Source organism: Micromonospora sp. CNZ299 (assembly GCF_002754415.1).
The window spans coordinates 6,966,569-6,990,886 of sequence record NZ_PEFG01000001.1; the positions used below are offsets into that span (position 1 = coordinate 6,966,569).

Genomic DNA, 24,318 nt, shown 5'->3' on the forward strand with positions numbered 1-24,318 from the left:
GGCCGCTGCTACGGCGTCCCTTCGCGAATCGCGAGCGTGAAACCCGCCTGGATCCGCTCGCCCGGGGCCAACAAGGGAGCGCCCGCGTGGGGCAGGGACCGGTCGGGGCCGAACAGCGGGGCGTTGGCGGGTTCGATGCCGAGCGCCCAGCCTCGCCGCGAGGGATACATCCATTGGAAGCAGCGCGGGAGGACGGTCGAGTCCCAACTCACCTCCGCGTGCAGCCCCAGGCCCGGTGAGTAGACGACGGCGGAAGCTCGGTCAGCCGCGAAGTCGGTGTGCTCCCAGACCGTCTCGCCGACCGTGTCGGTCGGGGCGGGAAACGTCCGCCAGTCCGTCTCGTCGTCGCGGGCGGTGTGGCGGGCGGCGTGCGCGTCCACCCGTGAGCCGGGCGCGAGGAACGGAGCCCCGAAGTTGATGTGATAGAGCAGGCTGACTGGTTCGGTGGTGATGCCCTCGTTCACGATGACGTCGCGTACGGTCAACGCGGGTTGGCCTGCTTCGGCCTCGATCTCCCGGTGCAGGTGCAGTTGGCGGCCGAAGACTCCCGCCGCCGCGACGGTGCCGCTGACGATCGCCCCCGCCGGGGCGGTACGCCGGACGTTGACGTCGACGGCTCTGGTGTTGTGGTGGGCGCCATGCTGGCCGTAGGTCTCTCGGGGCTTTCCGATGTTGTCCAGACCGCAGGTGGCGAGCATGCCGCCCGTGAAACGGCCGACCCAGCCAGCGCCGGTGGGGTTGGCATCCGGACCGGCGGCCAGCACGGGCGAACGCCAGGCGATCGGGTGGCCCCCGTACCACAGGGAACCGATGTCCAGCCCGCGCTCGGGGAGCACCTCGAACGCCAGCCCGCCGGCGAGGGCGACCCGGTAGGAACGTCCACCGGGCCCGGAGTGCGGATCGCCGGTCGATTCACGGATCTCCACGACGGCATCCGGGTTGGAGAGCAGGCCCTGCGCGAGAAGTTCGGCCACGGGTGCGGCATCCATCGATCTCATACCTTCCTGCCTCACGGAGCTTCGACGATCATGGCGGCGCCGACGGTGCGGTTGGTGGCTTCGTCGATGACGACGAAGCCGCCGGTGGTGCGGTTACGGCGGTACTCGTCGGCCAGGAGTGGCACGGTCGTGCGCAGACGGACCCGGCCGATCTCGTTGAGCCGCAACTCGGTGGCGGACTCGTCGCGGTGCAACGAGTTGATGTCCAACCGGTAGTGCAACCCCCGCACGATCGCCCGCGCCGAGCGGGTGGTGTGTTTGATCGCGTACCGGCCACCGACGCGCAGCGGCGCGGTCTCGTCCATCCAGCAGAGCATCGCCTCGATGTCCTGCGCCACCGCCGGGGCGTTGTTCGGCCGGCAGATCATGTCGCCGCGGGAGATGTCAATCTCGTCGGCCAGACGCACCGTGACCGACATCGGGGGGAACGCCTGAGCCACCGGCCCGTCAGCGGTCTCCACCGCCGCGATCCGACTGGTGAACCCGGAGGGCAACACCATCACCTCGTCACCGGCCTTGAGCACCCCCGAGGCGACCTGACCGGCATACCCCCGATAATCGGTGACCGTCGTCGACTGCGGCCGAATCACGTACTGCACCGGGAACCGCACATCCACCAGATTCCGATCACTGGCGATATGCACCCGCTCCAGATGATGCAACAACGACGGACCCTCATACCACGGCATGTTCTCCGACCGGGCAACGATGTTGTCACCCCGCAACGCCGAGATCGGCACCACCGTCAGATCCGGCACGTCCAACTTCGCCGCGAACGCCGTGAACTCATCAGCGATGCGCTCGTAGACCTCCTGCGACCAGTCCACCAGGTCCATCTTGTTCACACACAACACCAGATGCGGCACCCGCAACAACGAACATAAGAACGCATGCCGACGCGACTGCTCCACCAAACCCTTACGCGCATCCACCAGAATCAGCGCCAGGTCCGCCGTCGACGCACCCGTCACCATGTTCCGCGTGTACTGAATATGCCCCGGGGTATCAGCGATGATGAACTTCCGCCGGGGGGTGGCGAAATACCGGTACGCCACATCAATCGTGATGCCCTGCTCCCGCTCAGCCCGTAGACCGTCGGTGAGCAACGCCAAATTCGTGTACTCATCACCACGCGCCGCACTGACCGCCTCCACCGCGGCGAGCTGATCGGTGAACAACGACTTCGTGTCATACAACAGCCGCCCGATCAGGGTCGACTTGCCGTCGTCCACACTCCCGGCAGTCGCGAACCGCAACAGATCCATCAGAAGTAGCCCTCCCGCTTACGGTCCTCCATCGCGGCCTCACTGACCCGGTCATCACCACGGGTCGCGCCACGCTCGGTGATCCGAGTCGCCGCCACCTCCTCGATGACCTTCTCCACCGTGTCCGCGTCGGAGAGCACCGCCGCGGTCTGCGACGCGTCGCCCACCGTTCGATACCGCACCCGGCGCACCTGCGAGGTCTCCCCGTCGCGCAACCGGAGGAATTCGTTCACCGCGTAGAACATGCCGTCCCGCTCGACGACCTCCCGGTCGTGGGCGTAGTAGATGCTCGGGAGCACAATCTGCTCCAAGGCGATGTAGTGCCACACGTCCAGCTCGGTCCAGTTGGACAGCGGGAACACCCGGATCGACTCACCCGGATGATGCCGACCGTTGTACAACGACCACAGCTCCGGACGCTGATTCTTCGGATCCCACTGACCGAACTCGTCCCGAAAACTGAACACCCGCTCCTTCGCCCGAGCCTTCTCCTCATCCCGACGAGCCCCGCCGAACAACGCGTCGAAGCCGTACTTCTCCACGGCGCGCAGCAGCACCGGCGTCTGGATCCGGTTTCGGGTGCCGTCCGGAAGTTCACGAACCAGGCCGGCGTCGATCGCCTCCTGCACGCTGGCCACCACGAGTTCCGCTCCCAGATCCCGTACGGCTGCGTCGCGGTATTCCAGCACCTCGGGGAAGTTGTGCCCGGTGTCGACGTGCATCACCGGGAAGGGGATGTTGGCCGGAGCGAACGCCTTCGCCGCGAGGTGCAGCATCACGATCGAGTCCTTGCCGCCGGAGAAGAGCAGCACTGGGCGTTCCATCTCAGCCATCACCTCCCGCAGGACGAAGATGCTCTCCGCGACCAGGGAATCGGTGTGTGATATTTGCTGTGCCACTGGGATCTCCCGTCCTACACGCGGGTCGAGATGGTCAGCTGCTCATCGCGGTCTTCGCGACCGGGTCCGCCTCCCTTTCCGCAGGGGCGGCCTGGAAGTCCCGCCGGACCAGGAAACTGAGGGCCGCGGCGATGACGAGCATCGCGGCGATGATGGTCAGAGCGCGGGACAGGCCGTAGCTGTCTGCCAGGAATCCGATCGTCGGCGGAGCGAGCAGGATGCCGCCATACCCCAGGGTCGACGCGATCGCGATCCCGTTCGGACCGCCCTTCGAGCCGGCCAGGGCCAACGCGGTCGGGAAGATGTTGGCCAGCCCCAGCCCGGTGACGACCAACCCGACGAAGACCAGCCACAGCTGCGAGGAAAGGGCCATCAGCAGGGCGCCTCCGGCTGCGACGAGTCCTCCTCCGACCAGCACCAGCACATGCCCGTACCGCTCCAATAGCCGCACCCCGACGATCCGTCCGATGGTCAACGTGCCGGCGACCGTGGCGTAGCCGGCGGCCGCGACGGCCGAATTGCCGTTCAGGTCGGTCTCGATGTGCAGCGGGACCCAGTTGTCCATCGCGCCCTGGCTGTACGCGGCGCACAACGCCACCACCGAGGCGAGCCCGACGATCACGCCGAAGTGCCGGCCTCCGCCGAGCGCGACGCCGGTCTGGCTGGGCCGGTCCGCGCGGGCCAGCGGAGCGGACATCAGCATCCGCGCGGCCCACGCCGTGGCGAGCAGGCTGATCGGCATCGCGACCAGCATGTGCGTCAGTGGCGTGAGGCGGATCGCCAGCACCGCTCCCAGACCGGCCCCCACCAGGCTGCCCACACTGTTCGCCGCGTGCAGCCCGGACATGATCGGCCGCTTGACCGCCGCGATGAGGTCGACCGCCACACTGTTCACGGCGACGTCGATGGCGCCGTACCCGACCCCGAAGATCAGCAACGTGAGACCCAGAGTCAGCGGCGAATGTGTCAACGTCGGCGGCACCACCGCCAGCGACAACAACACGGCCGACGCGATGGTCACCTGTCTGCTACCCCACCGCCGACACATGCTCCCGGTGACCAGCATCGTGACGACCGCCGCGCCGGAGATGCCGAGCAGCGCCAACCCCAGAGACCCGGGCGACGCCTGCACCTGCTCCTTGATGGCCGGGATCCGTACCGACCAGCCGGCGAAGAGGAACCCTCCGATGCCGAAGAACAACGTCGTCGCGACGCGCAGTCGGGCGAGTTGTACGTTTCGGTCAACACCACCGGTGGGCTCCCCCTGCCGGGAGATCGTTGGTTCCGTCATGCGGCGCCTCCATCTAGATACCGCTCCGTGAACGCGTTGCCGAATTTTCCGCTGGGGTCATACCTGAGCGCCAGCGCCTGGAAGTCGGCGAGTCGCGGGTAGAGCGGTCGGATCCGGTGGGGTGGAACCTCGGTGAGCTTGGCCCAGTGCGGGCGCGCGCCGAACGGTTCCAGGCGTTCCTCGACCAGCCGGATGACCTCGCGTACGGGAGCGTCTTCGGGGATCCACGTGAAGTGGATCGTGGTGACGTCGGCACCGTAGGCGGGGCTGAGCCAGAACTCGTCGGCCGCCACCGTACGGACCTCGCAGATCTGCAGCACCGGATGGATCAGCGCGGCGATCTCGCCGAGCGCGTCCAGTGCGGCGACCGCGTCGCGGGTCGGCACCGCGTACTCCGACTGCAACTCCGCACCGGAGCTCGGGGTGAACTCCGGACGGAAGTGCGAAAGCCGGGTGTGCCAGGGGCCCGGCAACCCGCGCTGGGTCGTGCAGGAGGCCGCCGAGTTCGTTATCACCGGATGTACGTCGCGGGTGGCCGGCACGGCGGAGAACCAGGGTTGACCAGGCACCTTCGGTTCGGGTTCGTCGGTACGCGCGATGATCCACACCTGGGTGAAGTTGGTCGATCCCCAGTCGGTGAAGAGGCACACGCTGTAGGCGTCGGAGACCAACTCCTGGAAATGGTCCAGGGCGGCGCGCACCGGCAGGTCGAGGTAGACGTTCTGGCGGACCTCGTAGGCGGGTTCGACGTCCAGCGTGACGGTGGTGAAGACGCCGAGCGCGCCCAGACTCACCGGCACCCCGGGGAAGTCCGGGTCACCGCGCTGCACCGTACGCAGGTCGCCGTCCGCGGTGAGGAGTTCCAGCCGCCGGACCGAGCCGGCCAGGACCGCATTGCGTACACCGGAACCGTGGGTGCCCGTGGCACACGCGCCGGCGACCGAGATGTGCGGCAGGGACGCCAGGTTGGCGAGGGCGAAGCCGGCGGAGTCCAGCTCCCGTGCCAGTTCGGCGTAGCTCACCCCGCCGCCGACGGTGACCGTCGAGGTCTCCGCGTCGACCTCGATGACCGGTGGGAGGTTCTCCAGGGTCACCAGGTCGGCGGTCGTGTCGGCGACGTCGCTGAACGAGTGTCGGGTGCCCAACGCCCGGATGCGGGGGGTGCCGGCCACCACGGCGCGCAACTCGTCCATCGTTGCCGGCCGGTGCACGTGGCGTGCGCCGAAGGTCAGATTGCCGGCCCAGTTGACCAGATCAGATGACACGAAGCACCACCCCCTCCAGGGCGCCGAGCGGCACCGCCGTCATCCGCACCGGCCCGGAGGCGCGTCCGGCAGCGGTCGACAACTCCACCACCGCGGAGCCCTCGCCGATGCCCAGGACGATCGGTCGATCGGCAAAGTTCAGCGCGATGATCAACTCTTCGTCACGGGCGTGACGGCGGTACACGTAGGTGTCCTTGGCCGAGGGCAGCGACTCGTACGCGCCGAACCGCAGCGCCGCTGACGTACGCCGGTAACGGATGAGCTGCCGGTAGAGGTTCAGCATCGACTCCGGGTCACGATCCTGGACCTGCACGTTCGCGGTGGCGATGTCCCGCCCCAACGGCAGCCATGGCGTGCCCCGCGTGAAACCGGACCCGGTGGGTTCCCACTGCATCGGGACGCGCTGCCCGTCCCGGGCGTCGACGTCGAGCGCCTGCTCCGGTGGGGAGTCGGCCATCCCGATCTCCTCGCCGTAGTAGACACACGGCAGTCCACGCAGGGTGAGTTGCATCATCGCCGCGACACGGGCCTGCGCGAGGCCGTGCCGGCTCACCGTGCGGGAGATGTCGTGCGTGGCGAGCGCGTAGGTGCACAGCGCGTCGGGGCGAGCCAGCGCGGCCATTCCGTCGATCGTGCTCCGGAACGCGGCCGCGTCCCACGGCTGCTCCCAGAAGGCGATGTGGAAGGCGGTGTGCATCCCGTCGGTGCCGAAGTACTCCACCAGTCGGCTGTCGTCGCTGATGGGTACCTCACCCAGCAGCAACCCGCCGCCATAGCTGTCGAGGAAGGAGCGCAGCTCGCGGAGCAGGTCGTGGCACTCCGGCAGGTCTATGTTGAACTGGCGCAGCTCCGGATGGCTGCGGTGCCGCCGGTACGCGGCCAGCGGCTCCGGGTTGTCCCGCAGCTCGCTGTCCTTGAAGAACCGGTGCGCGACGTCGATTCGGAAACCGTCCACACCCTGCTCCAGCCAGAACCGCCACACGTCCCTGATCGCCGCCCGGACCTCCGGGTTGCGCAGGTTCAGGTCGGGCTGCTCAGGGGTGAAGCTGTGCAGGTAGTACTGGCCGGTGCCCGGGTCGAGCGTCCAGGCCGGGCCGCATCGCTCGAACGAGCTGAGCCAGTTGTTCGGCGGCCCACCGTCACGGCCGTCGGCCCAGATGTACCAGTCCCGTTTGGGGTTCGACCGGCTGGATCGGGATTCGGTGAACCAAGGGTGCTGGTCGGAGGTGTGGTTCATCACCAGGTCGACCAGGAGACGCATGTCCCGCTGGTGCACCTCGTCGGCGAGCTTGGCGAAGTCGGCCAGGGTGCCGTACGCCGGGTCCACGGCGGTGTAGTCGCTGATGTCGTAGCCGAAGTCCGCCTGCGGTGACGGGTAGAAGGGCGACAACCAGACCGCGTCGACGCCCAGCGACTGCGGCGTCCCGTCGTTGAGGTGGTCGAGGTGCTCGATGATGCCGCGCAGGTCGCCGATGCCATCCCCATCGGAGTCGGCGAAGCTGCGCGGATAGATCTGGTAGATGACGGCGCTGCGCCACCAGTCCGTGGTGTCCATGTCGCCCTCCCCTCCCACCGCTAGATGTCCACGCTCGACATGTCCGGGTACCGGTCACCTGCCGCGGCACCCAACGGAGCGACGCTGTCGAGCAGCGCCAACTCGTCGTAGGTGAGCGCCACGTCGACGGCGGCGACGTTCTGCTCGAGACGCGCGACCGTCTTCGTGCCGGGGATCGGGACGATGTCCGGACCCTGCGCCAGCACCCAGGCCAGGGCGAGTTGCGGCACGCTGATCTGCCGGCGCTCCGCGAGTTCGCGGATCCGGTTCGCGATGCCGACGTTCCGCTGCAGGTTCTCCCCTCCGAACCGGGGCAGGGTGCTGCGGAAGTCGTCGTCCGGGAACCGGGTGTCGGTGTCGATCGTCCCGGACAGCAGACCGCGGCCCAGCGGCGCGTACGCGATGAAGCCGATCCCCAGCTCCTGCAGCGCCCGCAGCAGACCGCGCTGCGGATCCCGGCTGACCATGGAGAATTCCGTCTGGACGGCCGTCACCGGGTGCACGGCGTGTGCGCGACGCACGGTGTCCTCCGATGCCTCGGAGATGGCCAGGTAGCGCACCTTGCCCTCCTGCACCAACTCGGCCAGCGCGCCCCAGGTCTCCTCGACGGGGGTGCTCCGGTCCACCCGGTGCTGGCAGTAGATGTCGATGACATCCACACCCAGTCGGCGCAGGGAGCCCTCGCAGGCCCGCCGCACGTACTCCGGGCTGCCGTCGACCCGGACGACCCGGCCGGTGTCGTCCTTGACGTTGCCGAACTTGGTGGCGATGAGGGCCTCGTCGCGGCGTGTCCGCAGGGCTCGGCCGATCAGCTCCTCGTTCGTGTACGGGCCGTACATGTCGGCGGTGTCCAGCAGATTGACGCCCAGGTCGAGGGCACGATGGATGGCGCGGATCGATTCCGCGTCGTCGCCCGGGCCGTAGAACTGTGACATCCCCATGCAGCCGAGCCCGATGTCGAAGGTGACCGGGCCGTTCTTGCCGAGCTGGCGCATCAGCGTCCTCCCTCGTCCAGCAGCGTTTCGATCAACCGGCACCAATCCAGCAGGTGCCGGTCGGGCAGGTACTGCTCGTGCACCCGGTTGCGGGCAGCGTTGCCGAGCCGTTCGGCGAGCTCGCGGTCGCCCAGGACCCGGGTGATCGGCTCGGCCGCGCCGGTGGGCTGGGCGGGATCGAGCAGAAGACCCGACTCGTCCGGCACCACCTGCACCCGAAGGCCGCCGACCGCGTTGGCGAGCAGCGGGCGCGACTTCCACATGGCCTCGGTCGCGGTGAGACCGAAGCCCTCGGCGATGCTCTTCTGTACGACCACCGATGCGTGCTGCTGCAACGCGTTGACCACCAGGGCGTTCTCCCGTGGGTCGTCCATCGGCAGGCAGAGCAGCTGGATCCGGGATCGCATCGACGGTGGCAGCTGCGACCACTCGTGGCAGCACTCGTTGAACATCTCCTCGGCCTCGGGATCGTCGCTGACACCCGTGACGTCGGAGCCGGCCAGGGTCAGGTAACTGCCGGGAACATCGGCCGCGACGAACGACCGGAGCACACCCGCCATGTCCTTGAGCCGATCCCAGCGCGACACCTGCACCACCATCGGGACGTCCGCGCCCGGTGGGCCGCCGTCGCGAACCGCGATGACGGGATGCCGCAGCTCGATCGGCGTGCCCCCGCCCGGCGACACGGTGACCGGCCGCTCTCCCCCACCCGCGAGGACGCCGACCGCGCGGAGCACCTCGATCGCCTCGGCGCCGCCCAGGGCCGTGTTCTTCGGGGTGCAGGGATCGATGGAGGGCGGGACGACGTGCGGGTTCGGTGCCCAGGTCTGCACATGCGGCGGGATCAGGAACACCGTCGCGTCGGCCTCCCGCACGTAGGGCTGGATGAACGACCAGCCACGGGCGGTGTGCTCGTTGGGCGTGTCGCAGCCGGTGTGGGACCGGTAGACGACCCGCGCCCCGAGCTGCCTGGCCGCCGGGATCAGACCGGCCGGCTGCGCTTCGTGCACGATGACCACGTCGCCGGGTCGGGCGTAACCGGCCAGGTCGTCCGCGTTGGCCCGCAGCACCTTGCGGTAGTGCTCCTGTTCCGCCTCGCCGGTCGGGCCACCATCGCCGGGCGAACCGTAGACCAGCGTGCAGAGCCGCTTGGTGATGGCGAAGAAGGGCTCGTCACCGTCGATGACCAGCCACCGCACCGGGATCCCGAGCGCGCGGGCGAGCGGGACCAGGGAGTGCAGCAGCTCGGCGACACCGCCCCCGGCTGCGGTGGAGTTCACGTTCCAGATGGTCCGCCCGGCCAGCAGCGAAGCGAGGCGCTCGGCGCCCGAGCGCAGCGACACGCTGCGCTCGGGGCCGAGAACCTGCTGGTACGCCGCGAGGTCGGCGCTGCCAACAGTCACCTCACGCATCGGCCGGCTTCTCCTGCTTCGCCAGCGGCTCGAAGCCCTCGGTGATCCAGACACCGGTCCAGAACTCCGGGTCGGACGGCAGGACGAGCTCGATGAGCGACGGTCCGGCGTGACCGACCGCGGAGCCCAACGCCTGCCGGAAGTCGGCGAGCCGAGTGGCGGTGTCGTCCTGGTCCAGCCAGTTCGTCAGGTCCACCCGCCGCGACTGCAGGCCCAGGACCGCGGCGGTCTCCGCGTACCGCATCCCTGCGGCGTTGTCGAGGTAGTAGTGGAAACCCGCGTCCAGCAACGTCTGGCCCCGCGACTGCTTACGCAGCGAGACGCTGCCACCGTTGTTGCAGACGACGAAGGTGACCGGCGCGTTCTCCTGTACCGCCGCCACCAGACCCTGAATGCCGTTGGTCAACCCCTGGTCGCCGAGGGTGCAGATCACCCGCATACCCGGCTCCCCGACGGCCAGGCCGGTCGCGGTGGCGGTGCCGCCGCCAACGAAGCCGCCGTGGTCACCGAAGATTCGCAGCCCCTTGGGCAGGAGGTGGTAGACCTCCGCGAGGAGACCGCCGAACATCTGGCTGTCGTCCACCAGGGAGACCGGCCGATCCTGCTCGTCGGCGACCTCGCAGATCGCCTGGGCCAGCCCTTCGCGGACCGTCAGCGCCGCCTGCGGCACCACGAAGCGCGGCGACGAGGGCTCACGGACGAAGTCCGCGTACCAGCGCGGGGCCCCGTTCCGGTCGCCGAGGGCGGCGGCGAGCGCGTTCAACGAGCCGACGACATCGCCGTTGACCACGATCCCGTCGTCACCGAGGTAACCGTTCTTCGCGACCGCCGACGGCTTGGAGGTGATGGCGATCTTCGGCCCCGCCGGCAGTTCACCGATGACCCGGGGGTACATGTTCCGGTCCTCGATCGTGACGATCAGGTCCGTGCTCTCCATGATCTTTCGGTGTGCCGCGTCGTTCGGGTCGTACCAGCCGACGAAGCCGGGCACCTCCGCCTCGCTGATGCGCTCGAAGAGCATCGGCCCACGCCGGTACTTGACCTGCATCACGGCGCTGCCCGTCGCCCGGCTGAAGGCCGCCAGCGCCGCGCGGATCTGCGGGTGCTTGAGCGCGTAGTCGTCGATGAGGGTCACCGGACGCGCGACCGTCGTCAGGCGGGCGGCGGCCTCACGCACCGCATCCCGGTCGACCGGCTGGTACACGTCGCCCGCCCGGAGGCTCAACTCCTCCAGCGGCACCCAGCAGCTCTCCGCCACGTCCTGCGGAACACCGATCAGCACCGGTCCGAACGGCGCCTGGTGAACGGCCAGGTCCGCCTGGCGCAGGGCGTCGACCAGCACGGCGACGGCGGCGGCACGCTCCACTGGTGCGTCCTCCGGCGGCACCGCCCCGAGTTCGAACGACGCCTTGGCGAATTCGCCGGACGCCTGGATGAGGCGGGGCTCGCCGTGCGGAGGCAGGAACGGCGCGGACCCGGTGGAGGGCATCCCCACCAGCACGAGTGTGCCGACCTCGTTGCGGCGGGCCGCACCCACCGCGCCGAGTGCGTTGGTCAGGCCCCGGGCCGCGTGCACGATCGCCGAGCCGTGCCCTGGTCGCAGCAGGCTGGCGCCTGCGGCCTCGAAGACGCTCTCCCGGTCACCGCGCCCGTTGCGGAGCAGACCGAGCCGGGCCGTCGCGTCGCAGAGGGCCAGTTCCGACGTACCGGCGTAGGTGAAGGCGACAGTGATGCCGAGCCGGCGCATGACCAGCGCGATCGCCTCCGCACCGGTGAGCATGACCCCTCCCACGCCGTTGATCGCCTCGTCCACGGCGTACCGGATCGAGTCCGGAGAGCAACCGAGGACCGTGGCGACCGCTTCGCGGAACGTGGCGGTCCCGCGATCGGCGATCAACCCCAGGGTGAGACCACGGGGTGCGCCGGTCGGGTGGTGCAGCAACTCGCGGAGGAACTCCTCGACGGTGGCCGCCGCCCGGGCGGCGCGCACCTCGGCGGGGTACAGGCCGAACTCGAGCAGCGTTTCATCACGAAGGCCCTCGGGCACCACGTCGAACTCGATGTCCGCGGCGTTTTCGGCGTGCAACTGGTCGAAGACCGGGCCGTCGTCCTGGGCGAGCGTGACCCGCAGACGGTAGCGCCCCGGCTCCTCCGGAACGCGTGCCCGGACGATCACCCGGGCGGACGACTCCGGTGGCAACGAACGCGGCAGGGCTGCCTTGATCGCCTGGGTGTCGACCGGATCGCCGTCCGCGTCGTACCAGCGGTAGACCACGCGCACCGGCTGCGGTGGTGCCGGGGTGAGCAGACCGGTGCCGTTGTTCTGGATCCGGCAGGTGAGAGTGAGCAGGCTGTTCGCCTCGATCTCCTCGAAGATCGGCTCCTCGGGCGTGACGGTGACCCGGCACTCCTCCTCGGCGAGGTGGTCGCCGACCGCCCACAACTGCCGGGGCTGCTTGCCGAGTTGGTCGAAGAGCCGGCGCTGGCCCTGCTCGTGGGTACGGGTGTGGTTGGCCTGGAAGCCGTGGCGGGCTCCCTCCGCAAGAACCTGCGGGACGATCGCCAACGAGTAGACCTCACGGGCCGGAAGGTCGACCACGCCGAGCACCCGCCATTCTTCCCGGTCGACGATGGCGACGGCCGCGGTCTTCACCGACGAGTCCAGGTAGCGGTGCGGGCTGACACCGATGAAGAGGTGGCGGTCGGTGGCGGCGAAACCGCGCGGCCAGCCGGGCAGCGGCAGCCTGCGGGCAGGCCGTCGGGTCGCGTCCGGCAGCTCGACGAGTTCGCCGGCGGCGGAGTCGCAGACCAGCCACACGCCGTCCTCGTAGTACGGGTGGTGCGGTGCGCGGAACCCGCTCAGCAGCGGCTCGCCGGTGTCGAGCGCGACGATCCGTCCCGTCGAGGGCTTGCCGTTCTCGTCCCAGCCGCGCCGTCGCAGGAACGGGCCGAAGCCCGAGACCACGACGCGGTCGCCGTACTTGGCGAGGCTGTTGAGGTGCCAGCTGTCTGGCTCGCCCGGGGCCCGCCAGCGCCAGAGGATCTCGCCGTCGCGGGCGATCGACTGGACCTCGTTCTGCGTCGTGGCGACCACCAGCACCTGCTCGTTGACGCAGAGGATGTCGTGGGGCGTCGACACACCGTCGAGTCGCTGGTAGCGCCGCACGCCGGCGGAGTCGTAGGCGACGAGTTCGGCGGGGCTGCCCTCAGCGCTCCACAGGCAGCGGTACAACAGTGAGCCGTCCGTGCACATGCCGGTGCTCGAAACGGTGTCCACCACCTCCACCGATTGGCCGATGGCGAAGAGACCACCACCGATGGTGTGGTGAGCGTCGAAACACGAGGCCAGCAGAACGTGGTCCTGCGGCAGCAGTTCGTGCGCTCCCGACCAGGTGTCGTACGAGTGTTCGGTCACGACATTAGCTCCTTGCTTCCCGTGGCTGCGAGGGTCGATGGCTGCCGGGCGTTGATGAGCCGCTCGGCGACCAGGGTGGGGTCTTCCTCGGCGCACACGTCGATGTGTGCGCCGTCGTACGCATCCGTGCGGGCACGCGCGACCAGGCAGGCCAGGCCACGGTGCTGTTGGCGGGCGAAGATCGCGTTCGCCGCGTCGGGTAACTGTTCGTCCTGGGTGAGGTCGACCACGATGTCGAAGCCGCCGAAGTTTCGTGCCGCCTCCCGGACGACGAGGCGGGGTGCGGAGATCGTCGCGGCGAGCGGCACGACCGCGCGCCCGTCGGCCGCCTGTTTCGCGGCGGGCCCGGCCACGAGGACGTACGCTCCGGCTGCGGCGAGGTCGGCCGTTATCTGGGTGACGGCCTCCCCGGTGCCGCCCGCCACCAGGACCATGGCGTCCGAGAGCGGACCGGCTGCGGTACGCAGCAACGGCTTCAGCCGCATCAGCGGCCAGTACTCGTCGGCGATCCCCTGTTGCTCGGTGAGGCTCGTGTAGCCCCCGGCCGCGTCGGCGGCCTCGATCACCGATCGGGTCTGCTCGAAGTGCTCGGCGCAGATCGCCGCCTGCTCGGCGTTGGTGCCGCTCGCCACCACTCCGACGCCGGGCAGCAGCAGCACTCGGGGCAGGTCACGGCGGGGTCCGTTGCGGCGTGCTTCGAGGTCGGCGTACCGGTCGAAGGTGGCGGCGTACTCGCTGCGGTACCGCGCGACAGCGGCTCGTACACCGTCCGGAGTCAGTTCCGAGGGTGCCAGGACGAGCGGCCGGTAGCCGACCGTCACCAGGGAGTCGGGGCACCCGGGGCCGACCTGGGTGTGCGCGGGGCCGCGCGCCGAGGAGACGAATCTGACGGCGTCGGGGCTGGTGTCGGTGCGCAGCACGAGGCCCAGTCCCTCGACGCGCAGGGTGCCGCGGATGACGGGCAACAGGTCGGCGAGCAGGTGCTCGGCCTGTTGCGGAGGTGTCGGCGCGACGGCCGCCCCGCCCAGGTCGCCAGGACGGTCGTCGCGGGCGACGTGGAGGGCGCGATTGGCGCGGTGCACCGCCTCCGTCGCGTTACGATGGCATTGTTCGCTGGTGTCGGCCCAGGTGAAGATGCCGTGATTGGCCAACAGTACGAAGCGGCACCGGGGCTCGGCGGCGATGCGGTCGGCGAGTTCCTGGGCGACGCCCATGTCGAACTGCCGGTAGTCGAACCAGATCGCCTCGTCACCGAACTCGGCGGCGGCCCGCTCCCGACCGTCGGGAATGCAGGTCAGGGCGATGACGGCGTCCGGATGGCAGTGGTCGACGTGTCGGGCGGGGATGAAGGCGTGGGTGAGCGTCTCGATACCGGGCGGCTTCTGGTCCTCGTGGACGGCCGCAGCGGCGATCCGCTCCAGCATCGTGCGATCGTCCAGCATGGGGGCGTGCCGCAGTTCGAGTAGGCGGTTCAGGTACAGCGCCGGGAAGTCGTCCTCGGTGGTGGCCGCGCCGTCGCAGCCCCAGGAACTCATCCACAGCACCGGTTCGTCGCCGATCAGGCCCTTGGCGGAGAAGTTGCCGCCGCCGGCTCGGGTCAGCATGGGGTCCCTACCGACGAGGTGTGATCGGTGTAGGACGAGTTCGCGGGGGGACTCGACGCCGGGCGGTGGCTCCTCATGCGTCGTGGGAGGGTTGAGCAGACCAGACATGGCACCGTTTCCAGGCAGGGTGGACCGTCGGCGGAGCATTGCCGCCGAGTGGGGTCTGAGGACTGTTCGGAGGGACGGGGCGCGCCTTACGGGGTGCGTGCGCCTACCCGCGCGAATGGCAGAGTGGTGTAATCGCCGATCCGCAACTGGTCGTTGGCCGGTTCGTAGCGGGTGTCCCGGAAGTCCGGCACGACGGTCAGGGCGCCGATCTCCCTGAGTCGGGCCTCGCGCCGGGGTGGGCCGATGCCCACACAGGTGGCGCCTGCCGAGACCGCTGCCGTCACACCGCTGAACGCGTCCTCGAAGATCACGCATCGTTCGATGGCGACGTCGATGCGCCGCGCCGCGAGGTGATAGCAGGCTGGGTCCGGCTTACCCACCGGGATGTCGTCGGCGCGGATCTGGACGTCGAAGGAGTCGGTGTGGCCGAGCTGGTCGAGAACGGCGATCGCCTTCCAGTCCTGAGCTCCGGTGACTAGAGCGACAGGCACTCCCGCGGCACGTAGTTCACCGATCAGGCGGGAGGCTCCCGGTATCTCCGAATACCGCAGAGTCTGGTCGTTGACCCGCAGTCGCTCGTAGATCGGTCCGTGCTCGCCGGCGGCGATCGCGGGAAAGAGCACGCGGAGAGTGTGCTCGGCGTGCCGGCCGAAGACGTGCTCGTCAAGGTCCTCGTCGCTGATCACGAAACCGTGATCGCGGGCGAGGTCCTGCCAGAACGCGACGACAGTGCGCTCCGTGTCGACCACGACGCCGTCCATGTCGAACAGAACCGCCTCGTATTTCTCTTCGGGCATTGCTGGCACCCCCGTGCTGGGAATCTGTCAGGGCAAGGGCAGTACGACGTCGGCGTACTCGGCGGTGAAGGCGCTCTCCGCCTCTTGCGCCGCCGGATCCCCGGTCAGGGTCCGGAGGACGTCGAGCGGCGCGGTCACCGCGTCGGCTCCATCGCGGTAGGCCTGGACGACCTGGCCGGGGTTCTTCACCGAGGCGGCGATGATCCGGGTCGCGCCTCGGCGTAGTTCGGCCAGGGAACGGACGAGGTGGGTCTCGGTGCGCTGGTCCCGCCAGGCCCGGTCGACGTACGGGATGACCGCCACGCAGCCGATCGCCTCGGCGAGGATCATCGCGTTCGGGCTCTGCGCCGCGGTGAGCGCCACCCGCGCGCCGCCGTCGACCAGCCGACGGGCCAGTGCGACACCGTCCGGGGTGGACATCAGCTTCAGCGTGATCCGCTCCGGGTCCAGTCGCCAGGCGGCCCAGGCTTCGGCCTGAGGGTCGGTGTACGCCCCGGTGGGCTGATAGAAGAGTTCCAGTTGGTCGGTCTTGGCCAAGAGGTCGGAGCAGTGTCGCAGTGGGTCGTCGGTGACCCGGCGCAGCAGGGTGGGGTTCGTGGTGACGCCGTGGATGAGACCGTTCTCCACGGCATCCCGGACATCCTCCGGGTCACCCGAGTCGAGATAGATGGGCATCGCAGGCTCCTCGCATTTGCGGTGGAGAGTCACCCGTCCGCAGGGTTCTTAAACCATTCCGTTTGGGCGCTTGACCAATAGAACACGTGATCTCTGACCGCGCAAAGCGATCTTGGGCGCGCAACGGCCTGCATTGACAGTGATGCTCCTGCACACGAGGGGTGGCGATGAATTCCTGGAGGCGTCTTTCGCTATTTGAACTGGGATAAAAACGCCTAAACTTCTCAAAAAAAACGCCCATACCCTCCCAGCAGGGCGGAGATCTCCGCGCAACATACCGGAAACAAGGCGTTGCCAGTAGGACTCAACCCCGGGTTGTTTCTGGGTTGTTAAATGTCCCGAAAACCTTCCGACCAGCTCGCACGGGGAGGTGTTCGCCGAGCGCAGATGCCACATATCTCGACCGGTACAGTCAAATGCTACTAGACCGGTAAAGCCAAGCAGGTCGTGGTATCCCGGACGGACCCCCACCAGGTCGACCGTTCGCCCCCCGCTCTCCAGGTCCGGGCGCTGGTACCGTGGCACTTGTCGATGGTGTGCAGCTGCGTGACCTCACCGGTCGGGCACCACCGCCGGCTCCCGACCACGGCCGACACGAGCGTCCAGCGGCGGGAGACTCCGTGGGGGGTGGGCGTGGGGGAGCGGGTGACACTACAGACCATCGCCGACCGGGTCGGCGTGAGCCGGATGACCGTGTCCAATGCTTTCTCCAAGCCTGATCAGCTCTCCGCTCCCCTGCGGCGACGGATCCTCGCGACCGCTGACGACCTCGGCTACGTCGGTCCGGATCCCGCAGCCCGCACCCTGGCGACGGGGACCGCGGGTGCCGTCGGCCTCGTGCTCACCTCGTCCCTACGATTCGCCTTCACCGACCTGGTCGCCACCAGATTCCTCGGCGCCATCGCCGAGGAACTCGCCCCCACCGGTCTGGCACTGACGCTGCTGACGTCATCCGACAGCGGAGATGTCATCCCCGCACGGGACGTCGCGATGGACGGCGCCCTGATCTACTCGTGCGATCCCACGTCGCCCGCGCTGGATTACCTCATGCGGCGCCGGCTGCCCTTGGTGTACGTGGACCAGCAGCCGGTCGACGTGTTCTCCTGCATCAACGTCGAGGACCGGTCCGGGGCCCGTGCCGCCGCACAACACGTCATCGAGCTGGGGCATCGACAGATCGGTCTGCTCATGTCCGGTTTGCACGGCCCGCACGGCGTGATCGACCCGGACGAGATCACGATCGACGGCTACGCGGCGATTCAGCGGCTGCTGGGCTGGCGCGACGCGCTCGACGCCGCCGGCATCCACCCGATGGTGGTGCGCCAGCCCGCGACCGACCCGGAGCAGATCCGCGTCGGGGCACGCTTGCTCCTTGATCGCCCGGACCGGCCGACCGCCGTCCTCTGCTTCTCCGACGCCATCGCGCACATGGTCCTGCAGGTCGCTGACGACCTGGGAATCCGCGTCCCCGACCAACTGTCCGTCGTCGGCTTCGACGACAATTCGCTCGCGGTCCGACTCCAGCCGAAGCTGACCACCGTACATCAGGACGTCGAGGCCAAGGGCCGGGCGGCGACCGCCGCGTTGAAGGCGGCGATCGCCGACGCCCGTAGCGGCACGACGCACACTCCGCGTCGGCTCGTGTTCCCCGCCGAGCTGGTCATCCGGGAGAGCACCGCACCGCCGCCGGCGTGACCATTCCCGGGTGCGGGCCTACCGCAGGAGCCGGAAGAAGGCCCGCAGGTCCGCGACCAACAGCTCCGGGACCTCCAGAGCCGGGAAGTGCCCGCCACGGTCGTGTTCCTTCCAGTACCGGATGTTCGGGTAGCGGCGGGCAGCCCACCGTCGGGAGGGCCGGGGAATCTCGGCCGGGAAGATCGACGCACCGACGGGTACGCGTACCGGCACGATGTCCTCGCCGTCGACCCAGGCCGAGACCTGGTCGATACTTTCCGCGTACAGCCGTGCTGAGGATGCCCCGGTGCCGGTCAGCCAGTACAGCGTCACCTGGTCGAGGATCTGGTCTCGGGTGAGGCCGCCGGATCCGTCAGCGGGGTCGGTCCAGGTGAGCAGTTTCTCGCCCATCCACGCGCACAGGCCGACAGGTGAATCGGTCAGGGCGTAGCCGATGGTCTGCGGGGCGGTGCGGTGGACGTCGGAGTACGCCGAGCTGGACTCACCCCGTTCGCGCAGTCGCGCCAGGGCCTCCTGTTCCGCGTCCGTGCGGTCTCCGTCGTCGGCCGGGTCCGGGCCGGCCAGGGGCGGGACGAGATGGATGCCGGCCACGTGCTCGGCGTCCAGTGCCCCGAGGATGCTGGAGATGCTGGTGCCCCAGTCGCTGCCGGCCGCGCCGTAGCGGGTGTAGCCGAGCGCGGCCATGATCTGTGCCCACGTGGCGGCGGTCCTTTCGATGCCCCAGCCAGGGCTCGCAGGTTTGGTGCTGAAGCCGTAGCCGGGCAGCGACGGGATCACCACGTCGAAGGCGTCGTCGGCGCGACCGCCGACGCACACCGGGTCGGTGAGTGGCGTGATCAGGTCGACGAGTTCCAGGATCGAGCCGGGCCAGCCGTGGGTGAGGATCAGCGGCATCGCACCCGGATGCGGGGACCGGGCGTGCAGAAGGTGCACCTTGAGTCCGTCCACGCTGACGAGGTACTGCGGTACCGCGTTGAGCCGTGCCTCGGCGGCCCGCCAGTCGTACTTCTCGGCCCAGTACCCGCACAGACTCCGCATCTCCTGCAGAGGAATGCCCTGGGTCCAGCCTGGTGCGGTCGCCGCCTCCGGCCAACGGGTGCGTGCCAGTCGTCCGCGCAGCTCATTCAGCTCGGACTCCGGCACGTGCACGCGGTAGGGCTGAATGTCGATGGGCATGAAGCGAACATATCGACCCGGGCTCTGCTGGCGTTGACGACACCGGCCCGGATCGGGATTCGTGTACGCCGTCGATCCGCCGGGGCGGTCGCCTGCGTGGTTAACTGTCGAGCCATGCGGCTGAGTCCGGACGAGGTCGAGCTGTTCGAGCACTCCAGGGCCCGCCTGGAGGCGATCGCCTATCGCCTGCTGGGCTCGGCCAGCGACGCCGAGGACGCCGTTCAGGACACGTTCCTACGCTGGCAGGCCGCCGACCGGGAACGGGTCGAGACACCCCAGGCGTGGCTGACGAAGGTGCTCACCAACCTGTGCCTCAACCAGCTCACCTCGGCACGGGCCAGGCGGGAAACCTATGTGGGCACGTGGCTGCCCGAGCCGGTTCTCGCCGGGGACCGGATGCTCGGCCCGCTCGACACCGCCGAACAGCGCGAATCGGTCTCGATGGCGGTGCTCACCCTCCTGGAGCGGCTGTCCGCCAACGAGCGTGTGGTGTATGTGCTGCGGGAGGCCTTCGGCTACTCGCACGGTGAGATCGGCGAGATCCTCGGCCTCAGCGAGTCGAACTGCCAGCAGATCTACCGGCGCGCCAAGCAGCACGTCGCCGCCGAGCGGGCCCGCGCGGAGGTCGACCAGGCCACCGCGCGGAAGATCGTCGCGGAGTTCCTCACGGCGGCCCAGCACGGCGAGATCCAGCGGCTGGTCGAGTTGCTCACCGACGACGTGACGAGCACCGGTGACGGCGGCGGCAAGATCCCGGCCCGGACCACGCCGTTCTCCGGGGCACTGGCGGTGGCGAAGTTCCTGCGCGGCCTGTTCAAGCCCGCCGACGTCAAGCGGGACCTGATCGGCGGCAGTCCCGCCCTGTACGTCGCGGTCGTCAACGGCAGTCCGGCGGCGGTGGTCGTGATGGACGACCGCGTCATCGGTGTCATGTCCCTGGAGGTGACGCCCGAGGGGGTCGCGGCCATCCACACCCAGGTCAACCCCGACAAGCTCGTCCGCGCCACCCGTCAGTGGTCCGCCGCCGACCACGGCGAACCCCTCATGCACGTGTGGTGACCCAGGTCATAGCCGGCGCCTGTCAGGAATCACGTCGCTGTCCGGTTCAGGAAGCGACCACCGCCGAGACAGGAGTGACACCATGAAGCACCGCATCGTCGTCCTCGGAGCCGGCTACACGGGAGCCGTCGCCGCCGGGCGTCTCGCCAAGCGACTGCACCCCGACGACACCGAGATCACCGTCGTCAACGCCGACCCCGATTTCGTCGAGCGGGTCCGCATGCACCAGGTCGCCACCGGGCAGGACCCCGAGCGCCGCCCGCTGAGCAAGGTCTACGCCGGCACCGGCGTCACGCTGCGACTGGCGCGGGTCACCGCCGTCGACGCCGACCGCAGGTCCGTCGCGCTCGCCGACGAGCACGGCACCGACGAGATCGCGTACGACACCCTCGTCTACGCCCTCGGCAGCACCGCCGCCGACCATGGCGTTCCCGGCGTCGCGGAGCACGCGTACGACATCGCCGGCAGGCCGTCGGCGCTGCGGTTGCGCGACCGCCTCGACCAACTCTCGGCCGGCGGGACCGTGCTCGTCGTCGGTGGGGGTCTCACCGGCATCGAGGCGGTCACCGAGATCGCCGAGGCCCGGCCGGACCTCGACGTCGCGATCGCCGCCCGTGGCGTCCTCGGTGACTGGCTCAACGAGAAGGCGCAGCAGCACCTGCGGAGGGTCTGCGACCGGCTCGGCATCACCGTGCACGAGCACGCGGACATCGCACGGGTCGAGGCGACCGCTGCGGTCACGGCCGACGCCCGGGTGATCCCGGCCCAGGTGACCGTCTGGACGACCGGCTTCGCCGTCCACCCGATCGCCGCCGCCACGACCCTGACGGTCGGGGCGACCGGCCAGATCATCGTCGACGCCTCGATGCGCTCGGTCTCACACCCCGAGGTGTACGCGGTGGGCGACGCCGGACTCGCCGAAGGCGCTGGCGGCAAGCCATTGCGGATGTCCTGCGCCTCGGGCATCCCGATGGCCTGGCAGGCCGCCGACGCCATCGCCGCGCGGCTGGCCGGTCGGGAGAAGTTCCCCAAGGCCCCGCTGCGTTACTTCAACCAGTGCATCAGCCTCGGCCGCCGCGACGGCATCATCCAGTACGTGACCGCCGACGACAGGGCCAAGCCGTCCTTCCTCGCTGGAAGGCTGGCGGCCCGCTACAAGGAGGTCGTCTGCAAGGGCGCGGCCTGGCAGATCTCGCACCCGGTGCTCTACCCGGTGCGCCGCCGGCGCATCGCCGCGACCCGGACGGAGACTGTCACAACGATGTCGTGAGGCGTCAGGAGAACGTCCGACGCGCCCACGTACGGAAATCGGTGGTGGGCAGGCCGAGGGCGCGGGTCATCTCCGGTCGGGCGGGGCTGCCGTTCTCGTTGATCTGCTCCACCGCGTTGACCATGGCGGGCAGCAGGCCGCGCTCGACGGCCTGCTGCGGGGTGAGCACGGGCGCGGTGACCGCCCGGCCGGTGACCTCACTGAAGATGGCGGCGCGTCGGGAGCATCTGCGCCGGATCCGGCCATCCCCGCCACGACGCTCGCCGGCTGGTCGAGGTGGTCGTCGCAGGGCTGAGTCGAGCACACTGACCACGCGCTCCACCACGGACGCCGCAGCGGTCCGTGGTGGCCGTCGGAGCGGCTGATCCACCCGAATCGGTCCGCGCCGGCATGCGCGTCCAGGTCAGCGGTCGGTGGCGCACAGCGCCGTCTCGACGCTCCGGTTCACCGCGCCGAGCATCTGCTCGCTGGTCGGCAGGCCGGTGACGGCGACGACGGCGCTCCGGCCGTCCCTGGTGGCGAGGTTGCGGGTCTCGAAGCCCTGGATGTCACCGCCGTGACCCCAGGCGTAGCCGCCGCAGGGCAGCTCGTACCGGGCGACACCAAGCCCGTACGCGTACTCCCCGGCCGGCTCGAACCCGGGCGCGGGCACGGTGGTCATCAGGGCCGTCTGCTGCGCGGGCTTGAGCAACCTGCCGCCGACCAGCGCGTCGAAGAAGGTCCGCAGCTCGTCCGGCGTCGACACCAGTTGGCCGGCGGACCAGCCCAGGGACGGGTCCATCTCGGTGACGTCCACCCACGGCGCGCCAGGCGCCACCGCGACGTAGCCGTGAGGGTGGGTGCCACGGAGCCGCTGCTCCCCGACGCCCGGCCAGTAGGTGTCGCGCAGACCGAGCGGCCTGATGATGCGGTTGGTGATCTCCTCGCCGATCGGACGTTCGGTGACCTGCTCGACGACGAGCCCGGCGAGGACGTAGTTGGTGTTGCTGTACTCCCACTTCTCCCCCGGCGCGAAGTGCGGCGCGCCGGTGAGAGCCGCGTCCACCAGCCGACGCGGCTCGTAGTACGAGTGGCTCTTGTCGATCAGGTCCTGCGACCTGGTGAACAGCACGTCGTCGTAGTCCGGCAGACCGCTGGTCTGTTGCAGCAGCTGTCGTACGGTGACCCTGCCGCCGTCGTTGCCGTTGCCGCGCACGACCCCGGGCAGGTAGTGCTCGACAGTGGCGTCCAGGTCGATGCGGCCCTCGCCCACCAGTTGCAGGACGACCACCGCGGTGAAGCTCTTGGTGTTGCTGCCGACGCGGACCTGGCCGTCGCGGGGAACCGGGCGGCGGGTCTGGAGGTCACCGACACCGGCGGTGTAGTCCCGGACCCGCCCGCCGGCCCCCCGCACTGAGGCGAGTACGCCGGGGAAGCCGCTCTCGCTGACCAGGCCGTCCAGTTGTCGCTGCACGACGTCGCGCGGGCCGTCGCGCCGGGCGGTGTCGGCGAATGCCGAAGGGCCGGTCAGGGCGGCGCCGACGGTGACGGCGGCCAACGCGGCGGCGGCCATCCGCACGGTGCGACGGCGGCGGGAGGGATCGTTCGGTGTCACGAGCATGATGACTCCTCGGTATCGGAAACGCTTGACACCATCAATGGTTCAAGAAGTCCGATACCTGGACGATCCCTCCTGCTGCCCTCCTTCGGTACAGCCTGCGCTACCCCGGCTGGCCGGTGATCAGTACCTGACCTGGCCCCCGACAAAGGGTGACGCCTCGCTCGGCCGGCCGTCGACCGTCGCGCCAGCGAAGGCGAGGCTCGGCGCGAGGTAACGGTTGTTGTCTGCCGGGAAGTTGAGCGCCGGTGTCGACACCTCGTCGAGTCGTGCCGTCTGCTGCGGCGACAACCGCACGTCCACCGCGGCCAGGTTCATCTTGAGTTGATCGAGGCGTCGCGCCCCGATCAGCACCGAGCTGACTCCCGGCCGGGCGCCGACCCAGGCCAGTGCCGCTGCCGCCGGTGTCACCTCGGCATCCCTCGCGACCTCGTGGAGCGCGTCGATCACCTGCCAGTCACGCTCCGCGGGACTGCCCACCAGTCCGGCACGTGTCGTGTCGACGGCGCTGTTTCCACGGACGAACTTGCCGGAGAGCCAGCCGCTCTTGAGCGGGCTCCACGGCAGTACGCCGAGACCGTGCTCGGCCGCCATCGGGATGAGTTCCCCTTCGACCGTCCGTTCGAGCAACGAGTATTCGAGTTGCATCCCGATCGCTGGCGTCCACCCACGGAAGTGTGCGACGACCTGCGCCTCGGCCGCCTTCCACGCGGGCAGGTCCGACAGGCCCACGTACCGGATCTTGCCGGCCGTGACGAGGTCGTCGAGGGCTCGCAGCGTCTCCTCGACCGGGACGCCCCGGTCCCAGTTGTGCAGCCAGTAGATGTCCAGGTAGTCGGTGCGCAGCCGGCGCAGCGACTCCTCGGCCTGGGCGACCACGGCCTTGCGCCCGGCGCCGCCACCGTTGGGATCGCCGGCGAACAGGTTGCCGAAGAACTTGGAGCCGAGGACAACCCGGTCGCGTAGCCCAGGCCGAGCGGCCAGGTAGTCGCCGATGATCTTCTCGGAGTGCCCGTTGGTGTAGATGTTGGCGGTGTCGATGGAGTTGCCGCCACGTTCCAGGTACTCGGTGATCATCGCCTCGGACTCGTCGACCGGGGCACCCCAGCCATGGTCATCGCCGAAGGTCATCGCGCCCAGGGTGTAGGGGCTGATACGCAGGCCAGAGCGGCCCAGTGTGATGAAACTGTCGAGTGGCATGCCCCCAGTGCACACCTGCGGGCCTCCGACCGGGTAGATCAG

The 24,318-nt window shown here is 69.3% G+C and carries 19 protein-coding genes; 3 read left to right on the forward strand and 16 right to left on the reverse strand.

The genetic code is table 11. The features are described 5' to 3' along the window. Window positions 1-8: 8 nt before the first annotated feature. The 12 genes from CLT68_RS31480 to CLT68_RS31535 all read right to left on the reverse strand — a co-directional run bounded on the left by CLT68_RS31480 (window position 9) and on the right by CLT68_RS31535 (window position 16,279). Window positions 9-989, reverse strand: coding sequence for a DUF4432 family protein (locus CLT68_RS31480; RefSeq protein WP_158240975.1), 981 nt, complete (start codon window positions 987-989; stop codon window positions 9-11). Window positions 990-1,009: 20 nt separating this feature from the next. Further along, window positions 1,010-2,263 carry a GTP-binding protein gene (locus CLT68_RS31485; RefSeq protein WP_099856379.1) on the reverse strand — a complete coding sequence of 418 codons (1,254 nt, stop codon included), beginning with the start codon at window positions 2,261-2,263 and terminating at the stop codon, window positions 1,010-1,012. Then, entirely contained in the window at window positions 2,263-3,168 is a 906-nt protein-coding gene (gene cysD, locus CLT68_RS31490; protein ID WP_099856381.1) for a sulfate adenylyltransferase subunit CysD, read from the reverse strand. The genes CLT68_RS31485 and cysD overlap by 1 nt, the downstream gene beginning before the upstream one ends. A 28-nt stretch (window positions 3,169-3,196) precedes the next feature. Then, on the reverse strand, window positions 3,197-4,453 hold the full coding sequence (locus CLT68_RS31495; protein ID WP_099856383.1) for an MFS transporter: 1,257 nt from the start codon (window positions 4,451-4,453) through the stop codon (window positions 3,197-3,199). Then, a complete protein-coding gene (locus CLT68_RS31500) occupies window positions 4,450-5,718 on the reverse strand; it encodes a D-arabinono-1,4-lactone oxidase (RefSeq protein ID WP_099856385.1) in 1,269 nt (422 codons plus the stop codon). The genes CLT68_RS31495 and CLT68_RS31500 overlap by 4 nt, the downstream gene beginning before the upstream one ends. Beyond that, window positions 5,708-7,273, reverse strand: a complete 1,566-nt coding sequence (locus CLT68_RS31505; RefSeq protein ID WP_099856386.1) for an alpha-amylase family glycosyl hydrolase — start codon at window positions 7,271-7,273, stop codon at window positions 5,708-5,710. The genes CLT68_RS31500 and CLT68_RS31505 overlap by 11 nt, the downstream gene beginning before the upstream one ends. Before the next feature lie 20 nt (window positions 7,274-7,293). Continuing rightward, entirely contained in the window at window positions 7,294-8,268 is a 975-nt protein-coding gene (locus CLT68_RS31510; protein WP_099856388.1) for an aldo/keto reductase, read from the reverse strand. Beyond that, on the reverse strand, window positions 8,268-9,680 hold the full coding sequence (locus CLT68_RS31515) for a glycosyltransferase (protein ID WP_099856390.1): 1,413 nt from the start codon (window positions 9,678-9,680) through the stop codon (window positions 8,268-8,270). The genes CLT68_RS31510 and CLT68_RS31515 overlap by 1 nt, the downstream gene beginning before the upstream one ends. Beyond that, complete coding sequence (locus CLT68_RS31520; protein WP_099856392.1) at window positions 9,673-13,095, reverse strand: DUF4915 domain-containing protein; 3,423 nt, start codon at window positions 13,093-13,095, stop codon at window positions 9,673-9,675. Before CLT68_RS31520 ends, CLT68_RS31515 begins: the two co-directional genes overlap by 8 nt. Then, window positions 13,092-14,699, reverse strand: a complete 1,608-nt coding sequence (locus tag CLT68_RS31525; RefSeq protein WP_158240976.1) for a class II aldolase/adducin family protein — start codon at window positions 14,697-14,699, stop codon at window positions 13,092-13,094. Before CLT68_RS31525 ends, CLT68_RS31520 begins: the two co-directional genes overlap by 4 nt. A gap of 194 nt (window positions 14,700-14,893) precedes the next feature. Continuing rightward, entirely contained in the window at window positions 14,894-15,604 is a 711-nt protein-coding gene (locus CLT68_RS31530) for an HAD family hydrolase (RefSeq protein WP_099856396.1), read from the reverse strand. Window positions 15,605-15,631: 27 nt separating this feature from the next. Further along, complete coding sequence (locus CLT68_RS31535; protein ID WP_099856398.1) at window positions 15,632-16,279, reverse strand: transaldolase family protein; 648 nt, start codon at window positions 16,277-16,279, stop codon at window positions 15,632-15,634. Between the two features lie 546 nt (window positions 16,280-16,825). Here CLT68_RS31535 and CLT68_RS31540 point away from each other — a divergent pair. Then, window positions 16,826-17,974 (forward strand): LacI family DNA-binding transcriptional regulator, encoded by a 1,149-nt coding sequence (locus CLT68_RS31540; RefSeq protein ID WP_486482394.1) that lies wholly within the window; start codon window positions 16,826-16,828, stop codon window positions 17,972-17,974. A gap of 18 nt (window positions 17,975-17,992) precedes the next feature. Here CLT68_RS31540 and CLT68_RS31545 read toward each other — a convergent pair whose 3' ends face one another. Further along, window positions 17,993-19,150: an epoxide hydrolase family protein gene (locus CLT68_RS31545; protein WP_486482395.1), complete on the reverse strand. Its 1,158-nt coding sequence runs from the start codon at window positions 19,148-19,150 to the stop codon at window positions 17,993-17,995. Between the two features lie 114 nt (window positions 19,151-19,264). On the opposite strand from CLT68_RS31545, the gene CLT68_RS31550 reads away from it, so the two are divergent. Next, on the forward strand, window positions 19,265-20,209 hold the full coding sequence (locus CLT68_RS31550; RefSeq protein WP_099856400.1) for an RNA polymerase sigma-70 factor: 945 nt from the start codon (window positions 19,265-19,267) through the stop codon (window positions 20,207-20,209). An 82-nt stretch (window positions 20,210-20,291) separates the two neighbouring features. Beyond that, window positions 20,292-21,479 carry an FAD-dependent oxidoreductase gene (locus CLT68_RS31555; RefSeq protein ID WP_099856402.1) on the forward strand — a complete coding sequence of 396 codons (1,188 nt, stop codon included), beginning with the start codon at window positions 20,292-20,294 and terminating at the stop codon, window positions 21,477-21,479. A 4-nt stretch (window positions 21,480-21,483) separates the two neighbouring features. On the opposite strand, the gene CLT68_RS31560 is transcribed toward CLT68_RS31555, so the two are convergent. The 3 genes from CLT68_RS31560 to CLT68_RS31570 all read right to left on the reverse strand — a co-directional run bounded on the left by CLT68_RS31560 (window position 21,484) and on the right by CLT68_RS31570 (window position 24,276). Further along, window positions 21,484-21,849: a hypothetical protein gene (locus CLT68_RS31560; RefSeq protein WP_099856404.1), complete on the reverse strand. Its 366-nt coding sequence runs from the start codon at window positions 21,847-21,849 to the stop codon at window positions 21,484-21,486. 33 nt (window positions 21,850-21,882) lie between these two features. After that, window positions 21,883-23,079 carry a serine hydrolase domain-containing protein gene (locus CLT68_RS31565; RefSeq protein ID WP_099856406.1) on the reverse strand — a complete coding sequence of 399 codons (1,197 nt, stop codon included), beginning with the start codon at window positions 23,077-23,079 and terminating at the stop codon, window positions 21,883-21,885. Between the two features lie 120 nt (window positions 23,080-23,199). Beyond that, window positions 23,200-24,276: an aldo/keto reductase gene (locus CLT68_RS31570; RefSeq protein ID WP_099857863.1), complete on the reverse strand. Its 1,077-nt coding sequence runs from the start codon at window positions 24,274-24,276 to the stop codon at window positions 23,200-23,202. Window positions 24,277-24,318: the final 42 nt, after the last annotated feature.

Bases quoted from the DNA above. Each gene is read 5' to 3' on its own strand.
- CLT68_RS31495 (WP_099856383.1), bottom strand. From the start codon at position 4,453: ATGACGGAACCAACGATCTCCCGGCAGGGGGAGCCCACCGGTGGTGTT.
- CLT68_RS31535 (WP_099856398.1), bottom strand. From the start codon at position 16,279: ATGCCCATCTATCTCGACTCGGGTGACCCGGAGGATGTCCGGGATGCC.
- CLT68_RS31570 (WP_099857863.1), bottom strand. From the start codon at position 24,276: ATGCCACTCGACAGTTTCATCACACTGGGCCGCTCTGGCCTGCGTATC.
- CLT68_RS31505 (WP_099856386.1), bottom strand. From the start codon at position 7,273: ATGGACACCACGGACTGGTGGCGCAGCGCCGTCATCTACCAGATCTAT.
- CLT68_RS31550 (WP_099856400.1), top strand. From the start codon at position 19,265: ATGCGGCTGAGTCCGGACGAGGTCGAGCTGTTCGAGCACTCCAGGGCC.
- CLT68_RS31530 (WP_099856396.1), bottom strand. From the start codon at position 15,604: ATGCCCGAAGAGAAATACGAGGCGGTTCTGTTCGACATGGACGGCGTC.
- CLT68_RS31515 (WP_099856390.1), bottom strand. From the start codon at position 9,680: ATGCGTGAGGTGACTGTTGGCAGCGCCGACCTCGCGGCGTACCAGCAG.
- CLT68_RS31545 (WP_486482395.1), bottom strand. From the start codon at position 19,150: ATGCCCATCGACATTCAGCCCTACCGCGTGCACGTGCCGGAGTCCGAG.
- CLT68_RS31480 (WP_158240975.1), bottom strand. From the start codon at position 989: ATGGATGCCGCACCCGTGGCCGAACTTCTCGCGCAGGGCCTGCTCTCC.
- CLT68_RS31525 (WP_158240976.1), bottom strand. From the start codon at position 14,699: ATGCTGACCCGAGCCGGCGGCGGCAACTTCTCCGCCAAGGGCCTGATC.
- CLT68_RS31510 (WP_099856388.1), bottom strand. From the start codon at position 8,268: ATGCGCCAGCTCGGCAAGAACGGCCCGGTCACCTTCGACATCGGGCTC.
- CLT68_RS31555 (WP_099856402.1), top strand. From the start codon at position 20,292: ATGAAGCACCGCATCGTCGTCCTCGGAGCCGGCTACACGGGAGCCGTC.
- CLT68_RS31485 (WP_099856379.1), bottom strand. From the start codon at position 2,263: ATGGATCTGTTGCGGTTCGCGACTGCCGGGAGTGTGGACGACGGCAAG.
- CLT68_RS31565 (WP_099856406.1), bottom strand. From the start codon at position 23,079: ATGCTCGTGACACCGAACGATCCCTCCCGCCGCCGTCGCACCGTGCGG.